General features: G+C 61.7%; 18 protein-coding genes and 1 tRNA gene. 6 read left to right on the top strand and 13 right to left on the bottom strand.

The genetic code is table 11. The annotated features are described in order from the left end of the window. The coding region (locus HMPREF2875_RS01305; RefSeq protein WP_141754543.1) for a recombinase family protein at positions 1–1,107 on the top strand (1,107 nt) is incomplete at its 5' end. Between the two features lie 2 nt (positions 1,108–1,109). Beyond that, positions 1,110–2,705: a recombinase family protein gene (locus HMPREF2875_RS01300; protein ID WP_070669702.1), complete on the top strand. Its 1,596-nt coding sequence runs from the start codon at positions 1,110–1,112 to the stop codon at positions 2,703–2,705. Here the strand turns inward: HMPREF2875_RS01300 and HMPREF2875_RS01295 are convergent. The 3 genes from HMPREF2875_RS01295 to HMPREF2875_RS01285 all read right to left on the bottom strand — a co-directional run bounded on the left by HMPREF2875_RS01295 (position 2,674) and on the right by HMPREF2875_RS01285 (position 4,808). Then, positions 2,674–3,192 carry a ClbS/DfsB family four-helix bundle protein gene (locus tag HMPREF2875_RS01295; RefSeq protein WP_011273047.1) on the bottom strand — a complete coding sequence of 173 codons (519 nt, stop codon included), beginning with the start codon at positions 3,190–3,192 and terminating at the stop codon, positions 2,674–2,676. The two genes, HMPREF2875_RS01300 and HMPREF2875_RS01295, sit on opposite strands and share 32 nt — an antisense overlap. Positions 3,193–3,382: 190 nt before the next feature. Further along, a tRNA-Thr gene (locus HMPREF2875_RS01290) sits at positions 3,383–3,458 on the bottom strand. 102 nt (positions 3,459–3,560) lie between these two features. Beyond that, positions 3,561–4,808 (bottom strand): DNA polymerase III subunit delta', encoded by a 1,248-nt coding sequence (locus HMPREF2875_RS01285; protein ID WP_083311809.1) that lies wholly within the window; start codon positions 4,806–4,808, stop codon positions 3,561–3,563. Between HMPREF2875_RS01285 and HMPREF2875_RS01280 the strand changes: the two genes are divergently transcribed. Together HMPREF2875_RS01280 and HMPREF2875_RS01275 are read left to right on the top strand one after the other, a co-directional pair. Beyond that, a complete protein-coding gene (locus tag HMPREF2875_RS01280) occupies positions 4,807–6,339 on the top strand; it encodes an adenylate/guanylate cyclase domain-containing protein (RefSeq protein ID WP_070669701.1) in 1,533 nt (510 codons plus the stop codon). The genes HMPREF2875_RS01285 and HMPREF2875_RS01280 overlap by 2 nt on opposite strands. Positions 6,340–6,372: 33 nt before the next feature. Continuing rightward, positions 6,373–7,776, top strand: coding sequence for a DUF418 domain-containing protein (locus HMPREF2875_RS01275; RefSeq protein WP_070669700.1), 1,404 nt, complete (start codon positions 6,373–6,375; stop codon positions 7,774–7,776). 533 nt (positions 7,777–8,309) lie between these two features. Here HMPREF2875_RS01275 and topA read toward each other — a convergent pair. Further along, complete coding sequence (gene topA / locus HMPREF2875_RS01270) at positions 8,310–11,240, bottom strand: type I DNA topoisomerase (protein WP_070669699.1); 2,931 nt, start codon at positions 11,238–11,240, stop codon at positions 8,310–8,312. A gap of 200 nt (positions 11,241–11,440) precedes the next feature. On the opposite strand from topA, the gene HMPREF2875_RS01265 reads away from it, so the two are divergent. After that, positions 11,441–12,034 (top strand): DedA family protein, encoded by a 594-nt coding sequence (locus HMPREF2875_RS01265; protein WP_371327545.1) that lies wholly within the window; start codon positions 11,441–11,443, stop codon positions 12,032–12,034. Here the strand turns inward: HMPREF2875_RS01265 and HMPREF2875_RS01260 are convergent. Next, positions 12,031–12,234: a cold-shock protein gene (locus tag HMPREF2875_RS01260; RefSeq protein WP_039673371.1), complete on the bottom strand. Its 204-nt coding sequence runs from the start codon at positions 12,232–12,234 to the stop codon at positions 12,031–12,033. The genes HMPREF2875_RS01265 and HMPREF2875_RS01260 overlap by 4 nt on opposite strands. Positions 12,235–12,340: 106 nt before the next feature. Here HMPREF2875_RS01260 and HMPREF2875_RS01255 point away from each other — a divergent pair, with 106 nt between their 5' ends. Next, a complete protein-coding gene (locus HMPREF2875_RS01255) occupies positions 12,341–14,698 on the top strand; it encodes a DEAD/DEAH box helicase (RefSeq protein ID WP_210388124.1) in 2,358 nt (785 codons plus the stop codon). Positions 14,699–14,714: 16 nt separating this feature from the next. On the opposite strand, the gene HMPREF2875_RS01250 is transcribed toward HMPREF2875_RS01255, so the two are convergent. From HMPREF2875_RS01250 to HMPREF2875_RS01215, 8 genes are all read right to left on the bottom strand, one after another. After that, entirely contained in the window at positions 14,715–15,059 is a 345-nt protein-coding gene (locus HMPREF2875_RS01250) for an Rv3654c family TadE-like protein (RefSeq protein WP_083311808.1), read from the bottom strand. Next, positions 15,056–15,379: a hypothetical protein gene (locus HMPREF2875_RS01245; protein WP_070669697.1), complete on the bottom strand. Its 324-nt coding sequence runs from the start codon at positions 15,377–15,379 to the stop codon at positions 15,056–15,058. Before HMPREF2875_RS01245 ends, HMPREF2875_RS01250 begins: the two co-directional genes overlap by 4 nt. Next, positions 15,379–15,567: a DUF4244 domain-containing protein gene (locus HMPREF2875_RS01240; RefSeq protein WP_070669696.1), complete on the bottom strand. Its 189-nt coding sequence runs from the start codon at positions 15,565–15,567 to the stop codon at positions 15,379–15,381. The genes HMPREF2875_RS01245 and HMPREF2875_RS01240 overlap by 1 nt, the downstream gene beginning before the upstream one ends. A 40-nt stretch (positions 15,568–15,607) precedes the next feature. After that, complete coding sequence (locus tag HMPREF2875_RS01235) at positions 15,608–16,162, bottom strand: type II secretion system F family protein (RefSeq protein ID WP_070669695.1); 555 nt, start codon at positions 16,160–16,162, stop codon at positions 15,608–15,610. Beyond that, positions 16,159–16,824, bottom strand: a complete 666-nt coding sequence (locus tag HMPREF2875_RS01230) for a type II secretion system F family protein (protein ID WP_246816995.1) — start codon at positions 16,822–16,824, stop codon at positions 16,159–16,161. The genes HMPREF2875_RS01235 and HMPREF2875_RS01230 overlap by 4 nt, the downstream gene beginning before the upstream one ends. An 80-nt stretch (positions 16,825–16,904) precedes the next feature. Further along, positions 16,905–18,041, bottom strand: a complete 1,137-nt coding sequence (locus tag HMPREF2875_RS01225; RefSeq protein WP_070669693.1) for a TadA family conjugal transfer-associated ATPase — start codon at positions 18,039–18,041, stop codon at positions 16,905–16,907. After that, entirely contained in the window at positions 18,038–19,057 is a 1,020-nt protein-coding gene (gene ssd, locus HMPREF2875_RS01220) for a septum site-determining protein Ssd (protein WP_070669692.1), read from the bottom strand. The genes HMPREF2875_RS01225 and ssd overlap by 4 nt, the downstream gene beginning before the upstream one ends. A 329-nt stretch (positions 19,058–19,386) precedes the next feature. Continuing rightward, positions 19,387–19,587: a hypothetical protein gene (locus HMPREF2875_RS01215; RefSeq protein ID WP_070669691.1), complete on the bottom strand. Its 201-nt coding sequence runs from the start codon at positions 19,585–19,587 to the stop codon at positions 19,387–19,389. Positions 19,588–19,816: the final 229 nt, after the last annotated feature.

The raw sequence follows: 19,816 nt of genomic DNA, 5'->3' as shown, positions 1-19,816 counted from the left end.
GACGTGTCTACTTTCCGGGGGTCAGGCCCCTACGCGGGAGTTTTCACCGATGAGGGAATCACTGGCACCAAAACCAGCGGCCGACAAGGCCTAGCAGACTTGATGGAGCTCGCCAGGAATGGCGGGGTGGATATTGTGTTGTGCAAGTCGATCTCCAGGCTTGCCCGCAACACGCTCGACCTGCTTCGTATCGTGCGCGAACTCAAGAACTTGGGTGTTTCTATCCGTTTTGAGCGTGAACATATCGACACTGCCACCGCTGACGGTGAGCTACTGCTGACGTTGCTAGCCTCGTTTGCCCAAGAAGAGTCTGCTTCTTTGTCAGCGAATGTGAAGTGGGCGATTAGGCAAGGTTTCAAACAAGGCAAAACGAATTCGTTTGTGCTTTACGGCTACCGCTGGGACGGAGAACGCTTCCACATCGAGGCGCGCGAAGCCGAAGCCATCAGACGCATCTACACCAGCTTCCTGGCAGGGATATCGCCTGAGAAAACTGTGGCTCAACTTAACGCTGAAGGTTTCCGTTCTCTAACCGGTGAACCCTTAGAGCCTAATCTTGCTCGCCGCATCCTTGAAAACGAGCGCTACACCGGAAACCAGATGCTTCAAAAAACCTTCATCCCCGCTATCGGCGCCAAACGAGAAGTAAAAAACAATGGCGAGTTGGAGCGCTACTGGGTTGAAGACTCCCATCCCGCCATCATCGACACAGAGACCTTCCAACAAGTACAAACAGAGTTAGCGCGTCGCCGCAGGCTTGGTCTTGCTGCCACGCCTTCGCTTGCCACGGGCTGTTTTACTTCCAGGATCAAGTGTGCCTCGTGTGGCAGGAATTATCAGCGTAAAACCCGCTACCGAAAGGCTGGTGCTTACAAGATTTGGCGTTGCTGGGGAGCATGCCTCGGGCAAGGCAATACTTGTGGGCCGGATCTCAAAGAAACCCGACTCAAACAAACAGTAATCAAGATCCTCACGCTGGCTAAGTGGAATGAGGAAGAAATCATGTCCCGCCTATCTTGCATCACGGTCATGAAAGACAAGTTGATCTTCACCCATGACGATCAGCGCCAGACAGTCATTGCGCTGGCCCAGCTGGAAGGAGAATAACAGTGGCTACGGTTACCGCGATACCAGCAACCAAGACACGCATCCACGACAGCGCGCTTTCAGGTTTTAGCTCCAAACGCCGGGTGGCAGCCTACGCAAGGGTGTCCACCGATATGGAAGAACAAGCCACCAGCTATCAAGCCCAAATCGATTACTACACCGTCCACATCCAATCGCGTGCTGATTGGGTGTTTGCTGGCATGTATGCCGACGAAGGCATTAGCGGTACTTCTACCAAACACCGTGAGGGCTTCCAAGCCATGATCGCCGACGCGTTAGCCGGGAAAATTGATCTGATCCTCACCAAGAGTGTCTCGCGGTTTGCTCGTAACACCGTCGACTCCCTGACCACCGTCCGACAGCTAAAAGAAGCCGGTGTGGAGGTGTATTTCGAGAAAGAAAGCATCTGGACCCTTGATTCTAAAGGCGAACTACTCATCACCATCATGAGTAGTCTTGCCCAGGAAGAATCTCGCTCCATATCTGAGAACGTCACCTGGGGACATCGCAGACGCTTCGCTGATGGGAAAGTCATGGTGCCCTACTCCTCGCTACTGGGATATAAGAAAGGCGCTGACGGTAACCTCGCTATTGATGAGACTCAAGCCCCGACCGTGCGCTTGATCTACCAGCTGTTTCTAGACGGCTCATCGATCACCGAAATCCGTGCCGAGCTACAGCGTCGCGGTATTTTGACTCCGCGAGGTAAAACCAACTGGTCCACCTCAACCGTGCGCTCCATCTTGACCAATGAGAAATATAAAGGCGACGCCCTGCTCCAGAAAACGTTCACCGCTGACTTCCTAACCAAACGAATCGAAGTAAACGAGGGCGAAGTCCCGCAATACTACGTCACCGGAAACCACGAGCCGATTATTGATGCGCCCGTCTGGGATCAGGTTCAATACGAGTTGGCCACCCGCCACGCAACCAACAGCTCCAAAATCGGCCTATTTGCCAGCCGACTCAAATGCGCAGATTGCGGATCCTGGTACGGACGCAAAACCTGGGCATCCAACACTAAATACAAGCACACGATCTGGCGGTGCAACCAAAAATACGACCATCCCCGTCCCTGCCAGACCGCTACCTTGCGTGATGAGCAAATCCAGACCGCGTTCCTCGCCGCGCTAAACCAGCTGGCTGAACAATATCGCGGACAAAGCCACCTACCACAGGTCATCGACTCCATGTTTAATACAGACCAGCTCGAAGCGGAGTCCAAGCGCCTAGACGAGAAAATCCGCGCTCTTGCCAGCGAGATTGAATCATTGGTTGCAGAAAATCAGCGGGTAGCGCAAGACCAGGACCAATACCTCGCCCGCTACACCCAGCTAGAAGCGCGATACCAGAAAACCCTGGGCCGCAAACAAGCCATCGAGGCCGAGATTGCTGCCAAGAGTGCCAAGGCCACTGCGATCAAAACCGCCTACACCCAGTTGGCCGACAAGCCCATCCAGCATTTTCAACCATCCCAGTGGACAGCGCTTATCGACCATGCCGTTATCGGAGCCAACGAGATCCAGTTCGTCTTCAGAATCGGCACTGAAATCACCGTGCCTATTGCTAGCAGGCTGCCAGTTTCTTCCACTTCCTGATTTTGGTGCGAAACGTCGTAAATGGCGCGACGGTGTTGATATGCACCCATTTCCACACCGGCCACGCCGACGGGGTGGAAGAAGCCCACGCACGCTGACCCGAACTAAACAATTCTGATTCGGTTAGACCGCCCACCATTTTGACTATCTCACCAAGCAGGATCTTGAACCTGTCGATCAAATCCTCAGTAGATACCTGCTCCCAGCGTTGGTAGAACGATTCATACAATCCGCCCAGTTGATTCCACTTAAAACCAGGTGCCGGAGTCACCACGTCAAGACCGGCTTGTTCGTCACGTTCCCAGCCGAGCAGTAATTCCATCCAGCCAAGCTGGTAGGCGATCATCTGCCGGGGCGTGCGGTCAACACCGTCAACCAGCCGGTCCCAACCATCGCCAGGAACGCCTACGAACTCGCCGATAAAAAGTTCGCCACGCTTAGTAATCTCTGCGGCTAGTTCATCGCCGGACGCATACGATCTCACCACACACCTCCTCGTGAAACGGCCTTAGGTTTAACGCTTCGTTAGCGCGTTAAACCCTGAATACGCATTTTACTAGGGCAAACAAGATACCCGCTAACGCAAAACCCAAACCCGCTAACGCAAGCGATTTTTCACACCCCCCTAAGCGATACTCGCTAACGCAAAAGGGTACTTATCAAATCCGACGTCTAAGTGGAGCCGCCTGCGAGAATCGAACTCGCGACCTTCTCATTACGAGTGAGATGCTCTACCGACTGAGCTAAGGCGGCACGATGCAGTGTGTATATGCACCGCCTGAGAGTTTAGCCTAGGCCTGGGCTGATAAAGAAATCGGGCTATCACCTGTAGTGTGCACGCAGCACACGTGCTGGTTAGCGCGCGCCACAGGCCAGGCGCAGGCGGCCCACCATGCCGTCGAAAGCCACTTGCGGCGTGACGTTCTGCGGCAGCTGCTCGCGGCAGGTGCGGATAGCGGACTGGGCGGCCAGCAGGCCGTCTTCGCTCACGCGTTGAGCAAGTTCACCGGCTAGGCCCGCGAAGTCCGGGTGGGTCATCTCCACTTCAGCGCCAACTTTGAGCATGAGCGCATCGCGGTAAATGCCGGCGAGATCCACGAGGGCGATGTCGAGGCCGTCAGCAATGCGGCGCTTAGCGCGCTTCTTGTGGAGATCCTCCAGGTCCTTCAGGGCACTGCGGGCGTCGCGCTGTGCCTTGGCCGCGCCTTTACCTTTGGCACCAACGCCGAAGGATTGCTCAATCTTGGAGCGCTCCGCCTCCTCTGCCTCCGCGTGGGAGTCCTTAGCGTCCTTCTCAATGAATTTCAGCAACGCGGTGACAGACTGGAAGGCCTGGGAGCCGTGGAAGACGTCCTCAGCCAGGTTGATGGCCATGGCACGGCGCTTTTGTGCGGCCGGGTCTTTGACGAGGTGTCGCGCACGCCCCACGTGGCGCAGGGTGGTCACGGCGGCTAGGCGCGCGTCATCCTCGCTGGCGCCTTCGGCAACGAGCTGCTTAACGACGCCCTCCACACTCGGCGCCGGGATATAAAGGTGCCGGCAGCGGGAGCGCAGAGTGACCGAGAAGTCCTCCGGGTCCTCTGAGGGTGCCACCATAATGATGACGGTGCGCTCTGGGGGCTCCTCCACGGTCTTCAGCAGAGCGTTGGCGGCCTCGTTGCGGAGGCGATCTGCCTTGTTGAAGATGACCACGCGCCAGGGAGCGACACTCGGCAGGCTGGCCGCGCGCCCGATGACATCACGGGCCTCGCCCACGGTAATGAACTGTTCCTTTGGGTCCACGTAGACCAAGTCGGTGTGCTCGTGATTCTCCAGGACGCTCTGGCAGGACGGGCAGCGCCCGCAGCCCGGGTCACCGTTCTCATCAGCAGAGGTACACATGAGGGCGGCCGCGAAGCACTGCGCGGCCAGCGAGCGCCCGGCACCGGGAGGGCCTGTAAACAGCCAGGAATGGCTCATCGCGCGCGGGTCGCCCTCGCCCCGCGCCGCGCGGGCAGCGCTGAGGATGGTGTGGGCGACGGAGGGGGCGTCGGCAAGCCTTGTAGCAACGCTGGAGGTGTTCACTCGCTCAAGCCTACTGGGATAACTAAAGTGTGTAACCATGAACAGACTGATGCGTGGCGCCCGCTGGTTGTGGGGCACCCAATGGCCGATGTACGCCGCGCTCGTCTTGGGCGCCAACATCATCGGCGCCATCGCGATTATGACCTTTGTGGTCTTCTTCCTCCCCATGCCGGAGATTTCGGAATTCATCTCCGAAACGCCGCACCTGTGGACCTACGGCTCGCTGTTTGTCATCTTCGCCGTCATCATCGGTATTGCGGTCACACTGCGCATCTTCCGGCCGGTACTGGATTGGCAACGCAACCCGACGGCCCACGACCCCAACATGGTGCGCAACCTGGTGCTGCGCATCCCCATTTACCAGGCTGGTGTGGCCGCCATGGTGTGGTTCCTCGGCATCATCCTGGCTGTGGTGCTCGCCGGCCAACAATCAGCGAGCTTGGGAATCGTGGTGGGAGTGTCCTCCACGCTGGCCGGTGCGCTCGTCGTGCTTCTCACCTATCTGCAGGCCGAGCGCCTCGTGCGGCCCGTCGCGGCGGAGGCCGTGGCGCGGCGCTTCGAGGATTCCACTTTGGAGCCGCCAATTAAGTACCGCCTGATGTCCACGTGGCTCATGACTTCCGGCATCCCGCTCATCGGCATCATCTTGGTCCACTTGGGCCAGAAGATGGGGATGTTCACTACCCAGACTTCCGATATCATTCCCGCCATCATCGCGCTGAGCATCACCGCGTTGGGTACGGGACTTATCGGCACCATGTTCGCCATGATGAGCGTGGTGGACCCCATCCTGGAGCTACAGGACGCCATTAACCGCGTGCGCCGCGGTGAGACCGATGTCCAGGTGGATATCTACGATGGTTCCGAGCTCGGCGTGCTGCAGGCTGGTTTTAACGAGATGATGCGTGGGCTGCGCGAGCGCCAGCGCGTGCGCGATATCTTCGGCCGCTACGTCGGCACTGAGGTGGCCCAGCGTGCACTGGAGGAACGCCCGGAACTCGGCGGCGAGGACCGCAAGGTTGCGGTGCTGTTTATCGACGTCATCGGGTCCACCACCTTCGCGGTCAACCACACCCCGGAGGAGGTCGTGGAGGAACTTAACAAGTTCTTCGAGCACGTCGTGGAGGTCGTGCACCGCAACAAGGGCATCATCAACAAATTCCAGGGCGATGCCGCCCTCGCCGTCTTCGGTGCACCACTCACGGTCTATGACGCCAACTCTATGGCGCTACAAGCTGCCCGCGAGCTGCGCCAGGAGCTGCGCGGTCTGCAGCTGCAGGCAGGCATCGGCGTAGCTGCGGGCCACGTGGTGGCCGGCCACATTGGTGGTGCGGACCGCTTTGAGTACACCGTGATTGGTGACGCCGTCAATGAAGCCGCTCGCCTGACCGAACTGGCCAAAGACACCCCGGGCCAGGTGCTCACCAACTCCGCCACGCTGCGCGGAGCTAATGAGGCGGAGCAAGCGCGCTGGACACTCATGAAGTCCATTGAGCTGCGCGGGCGCCGTCGTATGACGCAGCTGGCACGCCCGATTCGCCCGACTCTGGCGGAGCGCGCCCAAGGATAAATAGGCTCTTGTGATTCTGGTAACTTCGAGGCCATGCTCCAACAGCCACACCAGCCCCATCCACCACGCCAGACTTCGAGTCCTCGCCTCCTTGTCCCCGATGTCGCTCGCGGCATGGCCCTGCTGGGCATCGCTCTAGCCAACATCACCACTGGGTGGATCTCCACCAGCGGTGAGGGGCCTGACGCCTACTTTGGCGGTGTCGAGACCCTCGCGGACAAAATCTATGTGGTCTTTGCCGCCATGTTCGTCCACGTGCGTGGCCTGCCGATGTTCTCCACGTTGCTGGGCTTCGGTGTGGGGCTTATCGCGATGAGCTTGTGGCGGCGAGGTTTCCCGCTAGGCCGCGCGCGGACGGTGATTGTGAAGCGCTACGGGTTCTTAGCGCTGTTTGGAGCACTGCACTGTCTTTTCCTGTTTATGGGAGACATCATGATGTTGTACGGAATGATGGGCATTCTCATCGCGCTCGTACTTTTCCTCTCCGATAGAGTCCTCATGATCGTGGCCTATGTGCTCTTCGGGCTCACAGTATTGATCGGTATCGGCATGGGGATTGGTTCCGCGTTCATTGATACCTCGACGGTTGATGTTGGCGCATTCTCCTCCGCACAAAACTACTGGGAGTTGCTGGGCGAACAAGCCTTCATGGTGGTCGCCCAGCTCCTCTCAATGCCCTTCACCGGCTTCATTGTGCTGCCCGTGATGCTCGTCGGCTTCGTATGGGCGCGCCGCGGCACGCTGGCGGGCGGACACCGCCGCGAGCTTTGGATCTGGACGGCGATTACCGCGGCCATCATCCTCTTCATCGGTCTGCCGTGGGGCTTGGCCGCCAGCGGATTCATTGATCCGGCACTGGCGGAGCCTCTCAACGCAGCAAATAGCTTCATCGGTATGCTCACCGGCCCAGGCATCGTGGCGGCGGCGACACTTGCCTTGGAACCCCTGCAGCGTCGTGGTGCGCGCCCATGGTTCCTTTGGCCGTTGATTGCGCTGGGTAAGCGTTCCATGACCGGCTATGTACTGCAGTCCGTGTTCTTCTTGGCGCTGGTCTACCCCTTCACACTGAACATCGGCCCAGACTTCAGTGCCACGGGCCAAGCAGCGCTGGCCGCCGGCGTGTGGCTAGCAACGCTCCTTATCGCCTGCGCGCTTGAGGCCGCAGGCAAGCCCGGTCCTTTCGAGTGGGTTCACCGCCGCTTGTCTTATGGAAAGACGATGCGCCCGGAGTTGGGGGCTGTGCCTAACCCCGTGTCTAACCCTGTGCCTTCCGCGCCAGGCCATCCACCAGCAGCACCAGGCCTACCGTCTGGGCCGCCGACTGGCCCGCAGCCAGGAGCTTTCCCACAGTCTTTCCCGCAGCAGGGAGCTGCGCCGCACGCGTTCGGACCACAGTCGCAGCCTCAGAGGCCAGAAGAAGGTTGGCGCCGTGGCTAATCCCCTGCGTAGATTCGGCAGCACGCAAGGCCGGGTCACCGGCTAGCGCGGAAAGCGCACCCGCTGGGACTCCAGCGACAGCCGTGGCGAGGCGTTCGCTGCGAGTACGAGCTAGCGCGATGCCTGCCGCCCACGCGCCCGCACGCAGGCCCCAGCCCGTCGCATCATTGCGCGCTCCGCGCAGCGCCCACGCAAAGGAGGCGTATTGCGCACTCACGCACGTCACGCCAAACGTCGTTGGTTTACCGCGCTTGGAGGCTTGGCCTAGAGCAGCAGCAATGAGCCCCACGCGGGTCGCCGGGGAGCAGTCGGGGCGCAAGGCTAGGAGCACAGGTGCCGCAATCGTCGTCGCGGTGCCCAGCGTGCGCCACGTAAACAGGCCCGACCATGCGGCGATCTCTCCCGCGGCGAGCGCGCCGAGGGTGAAGTGATCGCGGCCAGCAAAGGCTGGGCCCACCGCGTGCAGGAGCGCAGCGGTGCCTTCCTGGGTACGGTCCAGCATGTCGCGCGCGAAGCTGGTCTTCATGGCCTAGCTACTTCCTGCGCGATCCGGCCTTGACCACGTTCTTCGTACCTGGCGAGGGTTTCTTCGTGGCCTTCTTGGTTGCCTTGCGCGTCGACTTCTTGGTGGCCTTCTTCGTCGACTTCTTGGTGCTCTTTTTCGTAGCCTTCTTCGTGCCACCGTTGGCGGCTTCCTTGGCGCGGCGCTCGGAGAGAAGCTCGTTCGCGCGGGCGTCGGTAAGCTGCTCCGGATCGTCGCCGCGGCGCAGCGAAGCATTCGTCGTGCCGTCGGTGACGTACGGGCCGAAGCGGCCGTCCTTGACCGTCATCGGCTTGCCGGAAACGTCGTTGTCACCCAGCTGCTTAATCGGCGGCTGCGCGGCCGCACGGCCACGGCGCTTCGGCTCCGCGTAGATGCGGCGCGCCTCATCCAAGGTGATGGAGAAAATCTGATCCTCGTTGGCCAAAGAACGCGAGTCCTTGCCCTTCTTCAGGTACGGGCCATAACGGCCGTTCTGGGCGGTAATGACCTCACCGTCCACCGGGTCCACGCCCACCTCACGCGGCAGGCTCAGCAGCTTGAGAGCTTCCTCAAGGGTGACGCTTGCCGGCTCCATAGAGCTAAACAGCGAGGCCGTGCCTGGCTTGAGTTTCTCTTCGATGTACTCAGCAATGCGCTTTTCCTTCTGCTTCGCCGCGGTCTTAGTCTCCCAGTTCTTCGCGCGCTTGCCCTCGGCAGCGCGCTGGGCGTCCTCGGCGGCGCGCTCTTCTTTAACGATCTCCTCGGCTTCGGCCTCGGCTTTCTCGCGCTCGTCGTCACGCACCTGCTCGGTCACGTACGGGCCAAAGCGGCCTTCCTTGGCCACGATGGTGCGGCCGTTTTCTGGGTTCTGGCCCAGCTCGCGCCCGCCCTGCGGGGTGGCAAAGAGCTTCTCCGCCAGAGCCTCGTTGAGCTCGTCCGGGGTGACGGTTTCAGACAGGTTGGCGCGCTGGTACTCCACCGTGCCGTCCTCGTTGGTGCCCACGGCGCGCTCAATGTAAGGACCATAACGGCCCACGCGCACGAAGACATCGCGGCCCTCCGCGTCGGTATAAAGACGCAGGGAGTTGACCTGGCGGGCGTCGATAGCCTCCAGGTTGATGTCCACCAAGGACTTCAGGCCGCCGTGGCGGGCAATAGACGCAGCTTTCTGCTCACCTGCCTCGGTATTGCCAAAGTAGAAGTTGTTCAGCCACTCCGTGCCGTTCTCACGGCCGGCGGCAATGGAGTCCAGCTCGTCCTCCATGGAGGAGGTGAAATCATAGTCCACCAGCTCGGTGAAGTTGTTCTCCAGCAAGCCCACCACAGCGAAGGCGACCCACGAGGGCACCAGCGCATTTCCGCGGGAGAGCACGTAGCCGCGGTCCTGGATGGTTTTGATGATGGAGGCGTACGTCGATGGGCGGCCGATGCCCAAATCTTCCATCTTCTTCACCAGGCTGGCTTCGGTATAGCGCGCCGGCGGGTTGGTGGAGTGTCCGTCGGCAGTAACCGCGGACGCCGTGAGCGTATCGCCCTCGTTGAGGTGCGGCAGGCGGGATTCCTCGTTCGAACCCTTCGCCGCCACATCCTCATAGGCCTTGAGGAAGCCCGGGAAGGTAATCGTGCGGCCGGTGGCGGAGAAGTCCACGTCGTGGCCATCGGCAGAGGCCTGCACGGTGACCTTCATGGACGTGCCCTTGGCATCAGCCATCTGAGAGGCCACGGTGCGCTTCCAAATCAGCTCGTAGAGCTTGTACTCCTCAGCGTCGAGCTGGCCTGCCAACTGGCCCGGGGTGGCAAAACGCTCACCCGCAGGGCGGATGGCCTCGTGGGCTTCCTGCGAGTTCTTCACCTTGCGGTCATAGGTACGTGGGCCATCCGCCACGAACTCGGCGCCGAAAATGGACGTTGCCGCCTCACGGGCAGCGCCCAGGCCCTGCTTGGACAGGGAGGTCGAGTCGGTACGCATATAAGTGATGTGACCGTTCTCGTAGAGGCGCTGCGCAATGCGCATCGTGCGTTCCGAGGTGTAGTGCAGGCGCCGACCAGCCTCCTGCTGCAGCGTCGAGGTCATAAACGGTGCGGAAGGTTTGCGCGAATACGGCTTGTGCTCGACGCTGGCCACCGTCATGGTGGAGCCTTCCAGCGCGCTGGCCAGCTGCTCGGCTTGGGCCTGCTTGACGACGACCACCTCGTCGCCCTTCAGCTGACCCTTATCGTTGAAGTCACGGCCAGCGGCAACGCGCTTGCCATCGAGGGCACTCAGACGGGCATCGAAGTCCGGCGTGGATTTCAGCGTTGCTGTGAGATCCCAGTATTCGGCCGGGATGAACGCCATGCGCTCGCGTTCGCGCTCGACGATGACGCGGGTTGCTACCGACTGCACGCGGCCAGCCGACAGACGCGGCATGACCTTCTTCCACAGCACCGGGGAGACCTCGTAGCCGTAGAGGCGGTCGAGGATGCGGCGGGTCTCCTGGGCGTCGATAAGATCGGCGTCGAGCTCACGGGTGTTCTCCGCGGCCTCCAGGATGGCGGACTTGGTGATCTCGTTGAAGACCATGCGGCGCACCGGCACCTTGGGCTTGAGCACTTCCAGCAGGTGCCAGGCAATGGCTTCGCCTTCGCGGTCGGGGTCTGTTGCGAGGTAGAGCTGATCGCACTGCTTCAGCTTGGCTTTGAGGTCAGCAACCTTCTTCTTTTTGTCCTGGCTGATGACATACAGCGGGGTGAAGTTATCCTCCGGGTTCACACCGAGGCGCGCCCAGGATTCCTTCTTGTACTTAGCGGGGACGTCGGCAGCGCCACGCGGAAGGTCACGGATGTGACCGACGGAGGCCTCAACGATGTACTTATCGCCGAGGTAAGGCTGAATCTTCTTCGCCTTGGTTGCTGACTCGACGATGACCAGGGTCTTCCCCGGGCCGGTACCTTCTGCCACTTCTGCTTCATCCCTTCCGATGGCTAACCCTCTGCTGGGCAATTGCCCCTAGCGTACACAGATAAAGGCTCACTGTAGTTATTGAGGCCACTGTGCGTCCACACGTGAGGGGTCTATACTTGCCGTCTGAGAAAGGCCCCTACAGCGTGACGCAGGGAGAAGACGTGATTGCTTCTATTACCGCATGGTTCGAGGTCATCATGGCCACCCAGTGGATTTATCCGCTGGTGGGCACCCTGATTTTCTTCGACTGCTTCTTCCCTGTGCTGCCCTCGGAAATCCCCCTCAACATGGTGGGCGCTTGGTCTGGCTCGCAAGGTTTCCCGCACCTGCCCACGATGTTTTTCACCGCCATGGTGGCCGCCATCTTGGGCGATAACTTGTGTTTCCTTTTGGGCACGCGGCTTATTACCCTTATTAATAGAGCCCAAAAAGGCACCAAGGCCTACGACGCCTTAACGTGGGTCAAGCGCAACATTCGGCGCAGCGGCGGCGCGGCCATCATCATTGCGCGTTTTATCCCCTCGGCCCGCCTGTTCATGACGATCCTCCTAGGCTCCATGCGCTACCCCTGGCCGCTGTTTTTCTTCTTCGACACCATCGGCGTGCTGCTATGGGTAATCCAGGCGCTAGCCATTGGCTACTTGGGCGGTGTGGCTTTTTCGGGCTCGCCCGCCATCGCCATGATCATTTCCATCATCGCCGCGGTCATTATTGGCTTTGGCCTGCAAAAAGGCCAGAACAAGCTCATGGAATGGTGGGATACTCGCCGCGGCTATGCGGAAACTCCCTAGACCGTCTCGACGTGGGTGGCCTGCGGGCCCTTGGGGCCGTCGCTGACCTCAAAGGAAACACGCTGGTTATCTTCTAGAGTGCGGAAACCCGTGCCCTGGATTTCGGTGTAGTGCACGAAGAGATCGCCCGATCCGTCCTCCTGCTCGATGAATCCATAACCTTTTTCGGCGTTGAAGAACTTGACGGTACCGTATGCCATGAAGAGTTGTCCTTTGCGGATATACAATGCTCAATCTGTTGCACTAGTGTGCCACGTTTTGGGAATGCGTGGCTGAAATGTGGAGGCGAGCGTGAGAGAAAACCCTATGGGCGAGGAGCTCGTTGAGCTTCTTGTCGAGCGCTTCGCCGAATCTGAGCTGACGCACTCCACGACCCTGCCGGCCCAGCCTGCCCAGTATGCGCCGTGGCCCGAGTGGGTCCTGCCGGAGTTGCGGGCGGCGTTGGGGGAACAGGGCGTCGCCAAGCTCTATGCCCACCAAGTCGCGGTAGCGGAGACTGCGTGGTCTGGCCAAGACGTGGTGGTGGCCACGGGCACGAGTTCGGGAAAATCCCTAGGCTATCGCCTGCCCATTCTTACCCGCCTGGCGCAGGACCCTACTGCCTGCGCGCTGTATATCACGCCGACGAAGGCGCTGGGCTCGGACCAATTGCGTGCGGTCCTGGAGCTCACGCAGGGTATCGCCGCGCTTCACGACGTCCACCCCGCCCCCTACGACGGCGATACCCCCACCGAAGCACGCGCCGGCATCCGTGACCACGCGCGGTTCATTTTCTCTAACCCGGACATGATCCATTCCTCCCTGTTGGGCGCGCATCAACGCTGGGCGCGCGTGCTGCGGCATTTAAGGTTCATCGTCATCGATGAAGCACACGCGTATCGCGGCGTGTTTGGGGCAAACGTGGCACTAGTCGTGCGCCGACTTTTGCGCCTGTGCGCGCATTATGGCTCGCGGCCGGTGATTATTGCCGCCTCGGCCACCATGCGGGATCCCGCCGCCCACGCGCTGCGGCTGACGGGACGGAATATGCTCGCTGTCACTGAGGATGGCGCGCCGACAGGTGCGCGGACCGTGGCCTTGTGGGAGCCCGGGTTTATGGAGGGCATCGAGGGGCAAAACGGCGCGCCGGTGCGTCGTGCCGCCACCACGGAAGCGGCCTGGATGATGGCTGCGTTGGTGGCGCAGGGAGCGCGAACGTTGACGTTTGTGCGCTCGCGACGTGCCGCGGAAACCACGGCATTGCGCGCAGCGGAGGAGCTTTCTGGCCGGTTGGGCCGTCCGGATTTCGCTCGGCGCATTGCCGCCTACCGTGCTGGCTACCTAGCCGAAGACCGCCGCGCGCTGGAGCAAGCCCTCGACGACGGCTCCTTACTTGGTGTGGCCACGACATCTGCGCTGGAGCTTGGCATCGACGTCGGCGGGCTTGATGCCGTAGTCACGGCTGGCTTCCCCGGTACGGTGGCGAGCTTTTGGCAACAGGCTGGCCGCGCGGGCCGCCGCGGCCAAGGCTCACTCGTCGTACTCGTCGCCCGCGATGAGCCGATGGACACCTACCTCGTGCATCACCCAGAAGCCCTGTTGGGACGGCCAGTCGAAGCGAGCGTGTTTAACCCGGCTAACCCCTATATCCTGGGCGGACATGTCTATTGCGCGGCGGTGGAAAAGCCCCTATCCGATGCCGACGTTGCCGCTTTCCAGGCTGAAGCCGTGGTCGAGGACCTAGCCCAGCAGGGTTTGCTGCGCCGCCGCCCCCAAGGCTGGTTCGCCGCTCCCCTACCTGCCGGCTCGGCAGACCTTACCCCGGAGACTGCCCACGCGGCTGTCTCCCTGCGCGGCGGCTCGGGCGACGACGTCATGATTGTCGATGCCTCCGATGGCCGCCTCCTCGGCACTATCGACGCCGCCCGCGCCGTGAGCCAGGTGCATCCCGGCGCGGTCTACCTGCATCGCGGTGAGAGCTTCGTCATCGAGGACCTACAACTTGGCGGTGCTGATGGTTCTGCGTCCACTGAGCCGGGCGTGGCCCTAGCCGTGCCGAAAACACCGGACTACACCACCCAGCCGAAGTCCACGACGGATATCCGTATCCTCCGCGAAGCCGACGAGTTGGTGAACTACGCTCCGGGCCTGTGGGTAGCAAGCCTGGAGGTCGAGGTAACCGACAAGGTCACCGGCTACCAGGTCCGACTTCCCGATGGCTCTGTGGGCGACGAGGTGCCCCTCGACCTTCCGAAGCAGCGCCTGGTGACCCGCGCGGTGGCCTACACCATCGATCCGCTGGCACTCGCAGCGATGGGAGTCACCGCGGGGCGCACACCGGGCACTCTGCATGCAGCCGAACATGCCGCCATTGGTTTGCTGCCGCTCATTGCCACGTGTGACCGCTGGGATATTGGCGGCGTGTCCACCGCACAACATGCGGATACGGGCCTGCCCACGGTCTTCGTCTACGACGGCCACCCCGGCGGTGCCGGCTTCGCTGAGGAAGGATTTCGCCGCTTCCCCGAGTGGATCGAGGCCACCTTTGAGGCCGTGCGTTCCTGTCCTTGCGAGTCCGGCTGCCCGTCCTGTGTGCAGTCCCCCAAGTGCGGCAACGGCAACAACCCGCTGGATAAGGCCGGTGCCGTGGCCCTCCTCGGCGCGCTAGTCACCATGACGAAATAAGCAGAGCTGCATCTTCTTAGATTGGGCCGGCGCGGGCGATGGCCCTGCGTCCACGTATCAGCGCGGTGACTTCAACGTCGCGGTCATCAACGGCACAGGAGTCAAGGCGCGCATTGTTTAAAGCGGCAATCTCCTCAGCTTTCGAGCAGGCGTCCCTGCCCTTGGCCAGATCCCAGGCACCGGCCACGGCGGCAAGATCGGCCGCTACCTGCGCTGCGTGGCGTGCAGCAACGGCAGAACCAACTGCTGCAACGGCCAACAGCAGCGAGGCGACAGCGGCGATGATCCCGGCGGTGACGACGGTGGCATAGCCGTCGTCACCTGCCAGAGTTCGCCTCCAGCTGCGCTGACGACGCCTCACGGTCGCGCTCCTGAGTCTCTACCCGCTCCGATCTCCGCAGGGAAGACCGCCTGCGCGCGCATAGTTCCCAAAGGTGCTGGGACGGCGGCTTCCGCAGTAACAAGGCCGGAGGATTCAGTAATGGTGACCGCAACCCCCTCACGCTGGTAGTCCACCCCAATTGCAGCAGATCGCGCAGCAGCACCCGCCGCATCAACGGCAGCGAGGTGAGCAGACAGCGTCGCTATACCGCCCACGATTCCCGTGGCCACGATGACCAAGGAGGCGAGCGCGAGGGCGGCCTCGATGGTGACCGAGCCGGCGTCGTCAAGCACCTGCATTAGACCGGAGTGTTGGAGAGCGCGTCGGTAATGATGGACGTGATAGCACTGCTAACTTGGCCGCCGTTAATCACGGCGTAGAGCACCGCGGCAAGGGCTGCTGCTGCGAGCGACCCCATGGCGTACTCAATCGTCGACATCCCGTCCTCATTAAGGAGTTTTGCCTTGTTATCGAGTGTTTTCTGCATGATTGTACCTATCTTTCGTGTGGTGTTGTGTGGTGTGTTTTTAAAGAAGCTGCTGGCCCAAACTGATGATGACGGGCACCAGTCCCAAGACCAGGAAAGCGGGTAAGAAACAGACGGCGAGCGGCGCGGCGATGAACACACCAGCACGCTCCGCCTTCGCGGTTGCCTGCGCCGCAGCATCGGCGCGCAGTTGTGCCACCAGGCGGTGACACCCAGAAGCCATAGCTGTACCCGAGTCACCGGAAAGCTTCGCCAGCCGCACGAGCTCCTCCAAGTGTTTATGTGCGACTAAGGCCTGCCAGGCGTTACTCATCGGTACTCCCACTCCGATGAGTGCGGCTGCCTCTGACCACGTGGGGGAAGCTTCGGCCACCGCCACGACAGCCATGCGTGGAGACAGGCCAGCTTCCAAGCAGGCGGCAAAAAGCTCGAGGTCGCTTGCAGCATCGAGCGGACCGTAGTCGGGTCCATCGCGCGGTGTTTTCGGCCGTGGTGTGCGTGTCCCTCCCACCCCCAGACGGCCCGCGGGAGCAGCAGTAGCAACAGCCAATGCTGCGGCGAGAAGTGCGGTGGCAACATAGGTTGTCGGAGTCATTGCGCAGCCTTTCGCAGGATGAGGCGTGACCAGCAAAAGCCGGCGCAGACGAGGGCCACGCCGACGTCGAGAAGCACGCCGCCCACTCCACCGCCCACGAGGAACCCCAGGGAATCCGCCCCCATGGCCCCACCCATAAGGATTCCGGCCACCGGAAGACACGCCAGGACCACTGCCGTGGCTTGCGGTCCCTGCAAGGAGGCGGCGGTTTCCCGGGCGTGGCGCTGGGCTGTGTCGAGCTGACTTTGAGCCTGTTCCATTAGGTCAGCCAATGCAACACCGTGGTGGCCGGAGACATTCAACAGCGCAGCGAAACGGGACAGTTCCGGCGTGGTGAGAGCGACCGACGGTGACCCGCCCTGTGCGGCGAGGCCAGCTGCGGTGCTTAGCGCGCTGCGGAGGTGCTCCGGTGTGGCGTCGGGTAACGAGTCCGTGCCACGACGCAAGGCATTCGCAGTAGTAGAACCAGCGCGCAGCTCCGCGGCAATAGTGCCGAAATAGGAGGCTAGGGCCTCAACACCGCGGCGCTCCCGCCGGGCGGAGGCGAGATCATTAACGAACCACAGCACACAGGCCAGGACGCAACCGGCAGCTATCACCACGGTGGGCCTGCCGAAGAAGACACAGCATCCCACGCCGACGAAAAGCACAGCAGGTGCCATCGAGCGCGCCTTCGGTGTTGACAGGCGCGACACCGCCCCGGGTGGGGACAACAGGCATGCAGCGGCGAGATATAGCCACATCATGGCTGAACTCCCATCCGCGCGCACAGCTCGTTAAACCCGGCGCGCGGCCCGCCATCAGCGGTCCACACCAGCCGGGGTCGCACGGGGTTGCCCTCCAGTACACCAATGTGGGCCAAGCGCCGGCCTTCTGGGCCGCGCTCCATCCCCAGTACCACGTGCACTGCGGCAGCCAGCTGCGAATGCAAAGCCACCCGGTCCAACCCGCCAAGCGCCGCTAACGCTTCCATGCGTGCAGGTACCTCATCGACGGAATTGGCATGGACCGTGCCAGCGCCACCATCGTGTCCGGTGTTGAGCGCGGCGAGCAGCTCGACAACCTCCGCGCCACGGATTTCACCCACCACAATGCGGTCTGGACGCATGCGCAGCGCCTGGCGCAACAAGAGCGACATCGAAATCTCACCCCTACCTTCTGCATTAGCCCGGCGCGACACCAGCGTCACCACATGCGGATGTGCCGGGGCAAGCTCCGGGGTGTCCTCAATAATGAGCAGACGCTCGGTCGCCGGCACGCAGCCCAAAAGTGCCGCAAGCAGCGTCGTCTTGCCCGAACCGGTACCGCCGGTGACGAGGAAGGACGCGCGCTTATCGACGATCCCCCGCAGCAGCCCCTCCACCCCCGAGTCAATGCTGCCGTTAGCCACGAGCTGCGCCAGGCTCGTCTGGGCTTGGCGCAGCACGCGCAGGCTGATGCACGTCCCGCTTGCTGAGGGCGGTGCCAACAGCGCATGAAGGCGAATGCGGGTGCCGTCGGGGCGGGTTAGGCGGCCATCGGCAAACGGTTGCGCATCATCAAGCCGCACACCGGCAACCGCTGCCAGCCGCGTTGCGAGCTGACGTACCTCTGCGTCATCGCTAAAACCGACCTCCTTGGGCTGCAATCCGTGGCCGCAGTCCACGAAGCAGGAGTCGGGGCCGTTGACGACGACGTCGGTAAGCCCCGGCAGGGACAGCACCGGCTCCAGTAATCCCAACCCCAAGGAATCGTGGCGAAGGCGCTGTAAGAGATCGAACACGTCGACATCACTAATGACGCCGGCTTCTTCCCTAATCCGACGGGCCAGCGCCGACGCATCGTGCGCAAGCTGTGGCTCTGTGGCCACGATGGTGCGCATCGTATCGATAAGACTCATGCCACCGCCTCCCAAATATCCCGCGCGGCACGGGCGAGCGAGCGCGGCAGACGCTGCGGAAGTCCGCCAGTTTCCACCGCGCGGGTTAGGCCGCGCACTGTTGGCAGCTGTGCGACGGGGTCAGCGTGCGTGAGCTTGGCGACGTCCCCCTTATCAATCCCCGACCACTGCCTATGCCGCAGCACCACGGAGCAGTCCTTAGGCCGCGCCCGCAGTTCAGCGACGATCTCCGCGCATGCAGCAGCCGCCCGCACTTCTGCCGCGGTCACCACGACGACGTGGTCTGCGGCATCCGGAACATCCCACGGCGGGCAATCCACCACGACGACTCCTGGGTGCGCGCAGGCTGCCTGCAGTATCGCCGCGCGCCGCGTGGCGCTGAGCTTGGTGGCACCGGCGCTGGTGGTACGTGCTGCTGCAAGCACCGCGATGCCATCTGGCGTGGTGGGCAGAGCACGAGCGAGGTCACCCGGGTCCACCGTCCCCGTTCCTGCTGCCAGGTCCGGCCAGCGCGCGCCGGGTTTATTCTCCATTCCCAGCAGGAGGTCGAGACCACCGGACAAGGGCGCGGCATCGACGAGCAAAGCCGCCCTAGCGTGGCGCGCCAGCGCTGCCGCCAGCGTGGAAGCACCCACCCCACCAGCGGATCCGGTCACCGCAATGGTCAACCCCGCGGCAGCCGCCTGTGTCTCGGGGTGGGTATCAGCGGCAAGGGCCGCTAACAGTTCCTTCGATTGCGCAGGAAGGATAAATGCCGCAGCAGCATGGCAGCGCAGTGCCGCTTCATAGTCGATAGGCCCTGGGTCGGGTGTCAAAAAGTAGACCCGCGGGTGGCCCTCCACGAGGCCTGCCGTCAGCGAATCCGCGAGGACCGCATCTACTTTGGGCAGGTAGCGCGGGAAATCACGCGGGTCCTCAACGGTGCTGACCTCAGCAGTACTGGCCGCAGCGGTGGAGGCCGCTTCAGCTCGCAAGGCCGAGTCTCCAACGGCGATAAGAAGGTGGAATGTGCTCATGCCTGAAGCATGCGCGAGCGCACCGCACGGGCGCTAGGGTCACTTTGCTGCCTGTGGATAACTCATGCCGAAACTGCACTTTTCGGCTGCTTTAGTTAGCTCTTCAACAAATGCCCTGTGAAACTCGGGGCTCTGGTGGCGACCTAGAGCCCCAAACGAAGCATAAGAAGAGATTCGGGGTCGCACGCTGCGTCCGACACCCGGCCCTGGCGCACTACCCGGATGCAGTCTGAGATTCCCACTTTGCGCCAAACTGAGAATCAAAGTGTCAATCTGCGAATGAAAGCCGATCACATTTCGCACTTTCACTACCTGCCCTTATTCGCCGATTAACCTCCAAAGTGAGAATTAGAGTGTGAAATGATTAGCAGTTTCGCACTTTCATCGGCGAAGGCGTCCTCGACGGAGTCGTACTCCTCACGGGAGGCCTCCCACACTTCCTTGGCTGCGGACAGGTTGAACGCGGCGATGGCCGGGATGAGGATCAGCGCGGCGCGACGGATCTTCTGCGCACCCAACGAATCTGTCACGTCAACTGCTCCTTTTTGCGCTTTATACGGCGGAAAGGCAGCTTAGCCGATGCGCAAAACGTAGGCAGTTCCTGCCGGTTGCCGCGGTTGTCGCGGGCTGCTGACGACCGTCGCCGGTATCGACAGAGCGAGCGGCGGGTTCTTCACACTTTGATATAGTTCAGCACTCGCTGTATAGTTCAGTACATGCTGACTATTGCTTCACGCCTCGACGTCATGAACCGGCTCG

The organism is Corynebacterium sp. HMSC078H07, assembly GCF_001812805.1.
Classification (GTDB): Bacteria; Actinomycetota; Actinomycetes; order Mycobacteriales; family Mycobacteriaceae; genus Corynebacterium.
The sequence above is the reverse complement of the archived record's forward strand: the minus strand, read 5'-3'. Positions and strand labels throughout refer to the sequence as shown.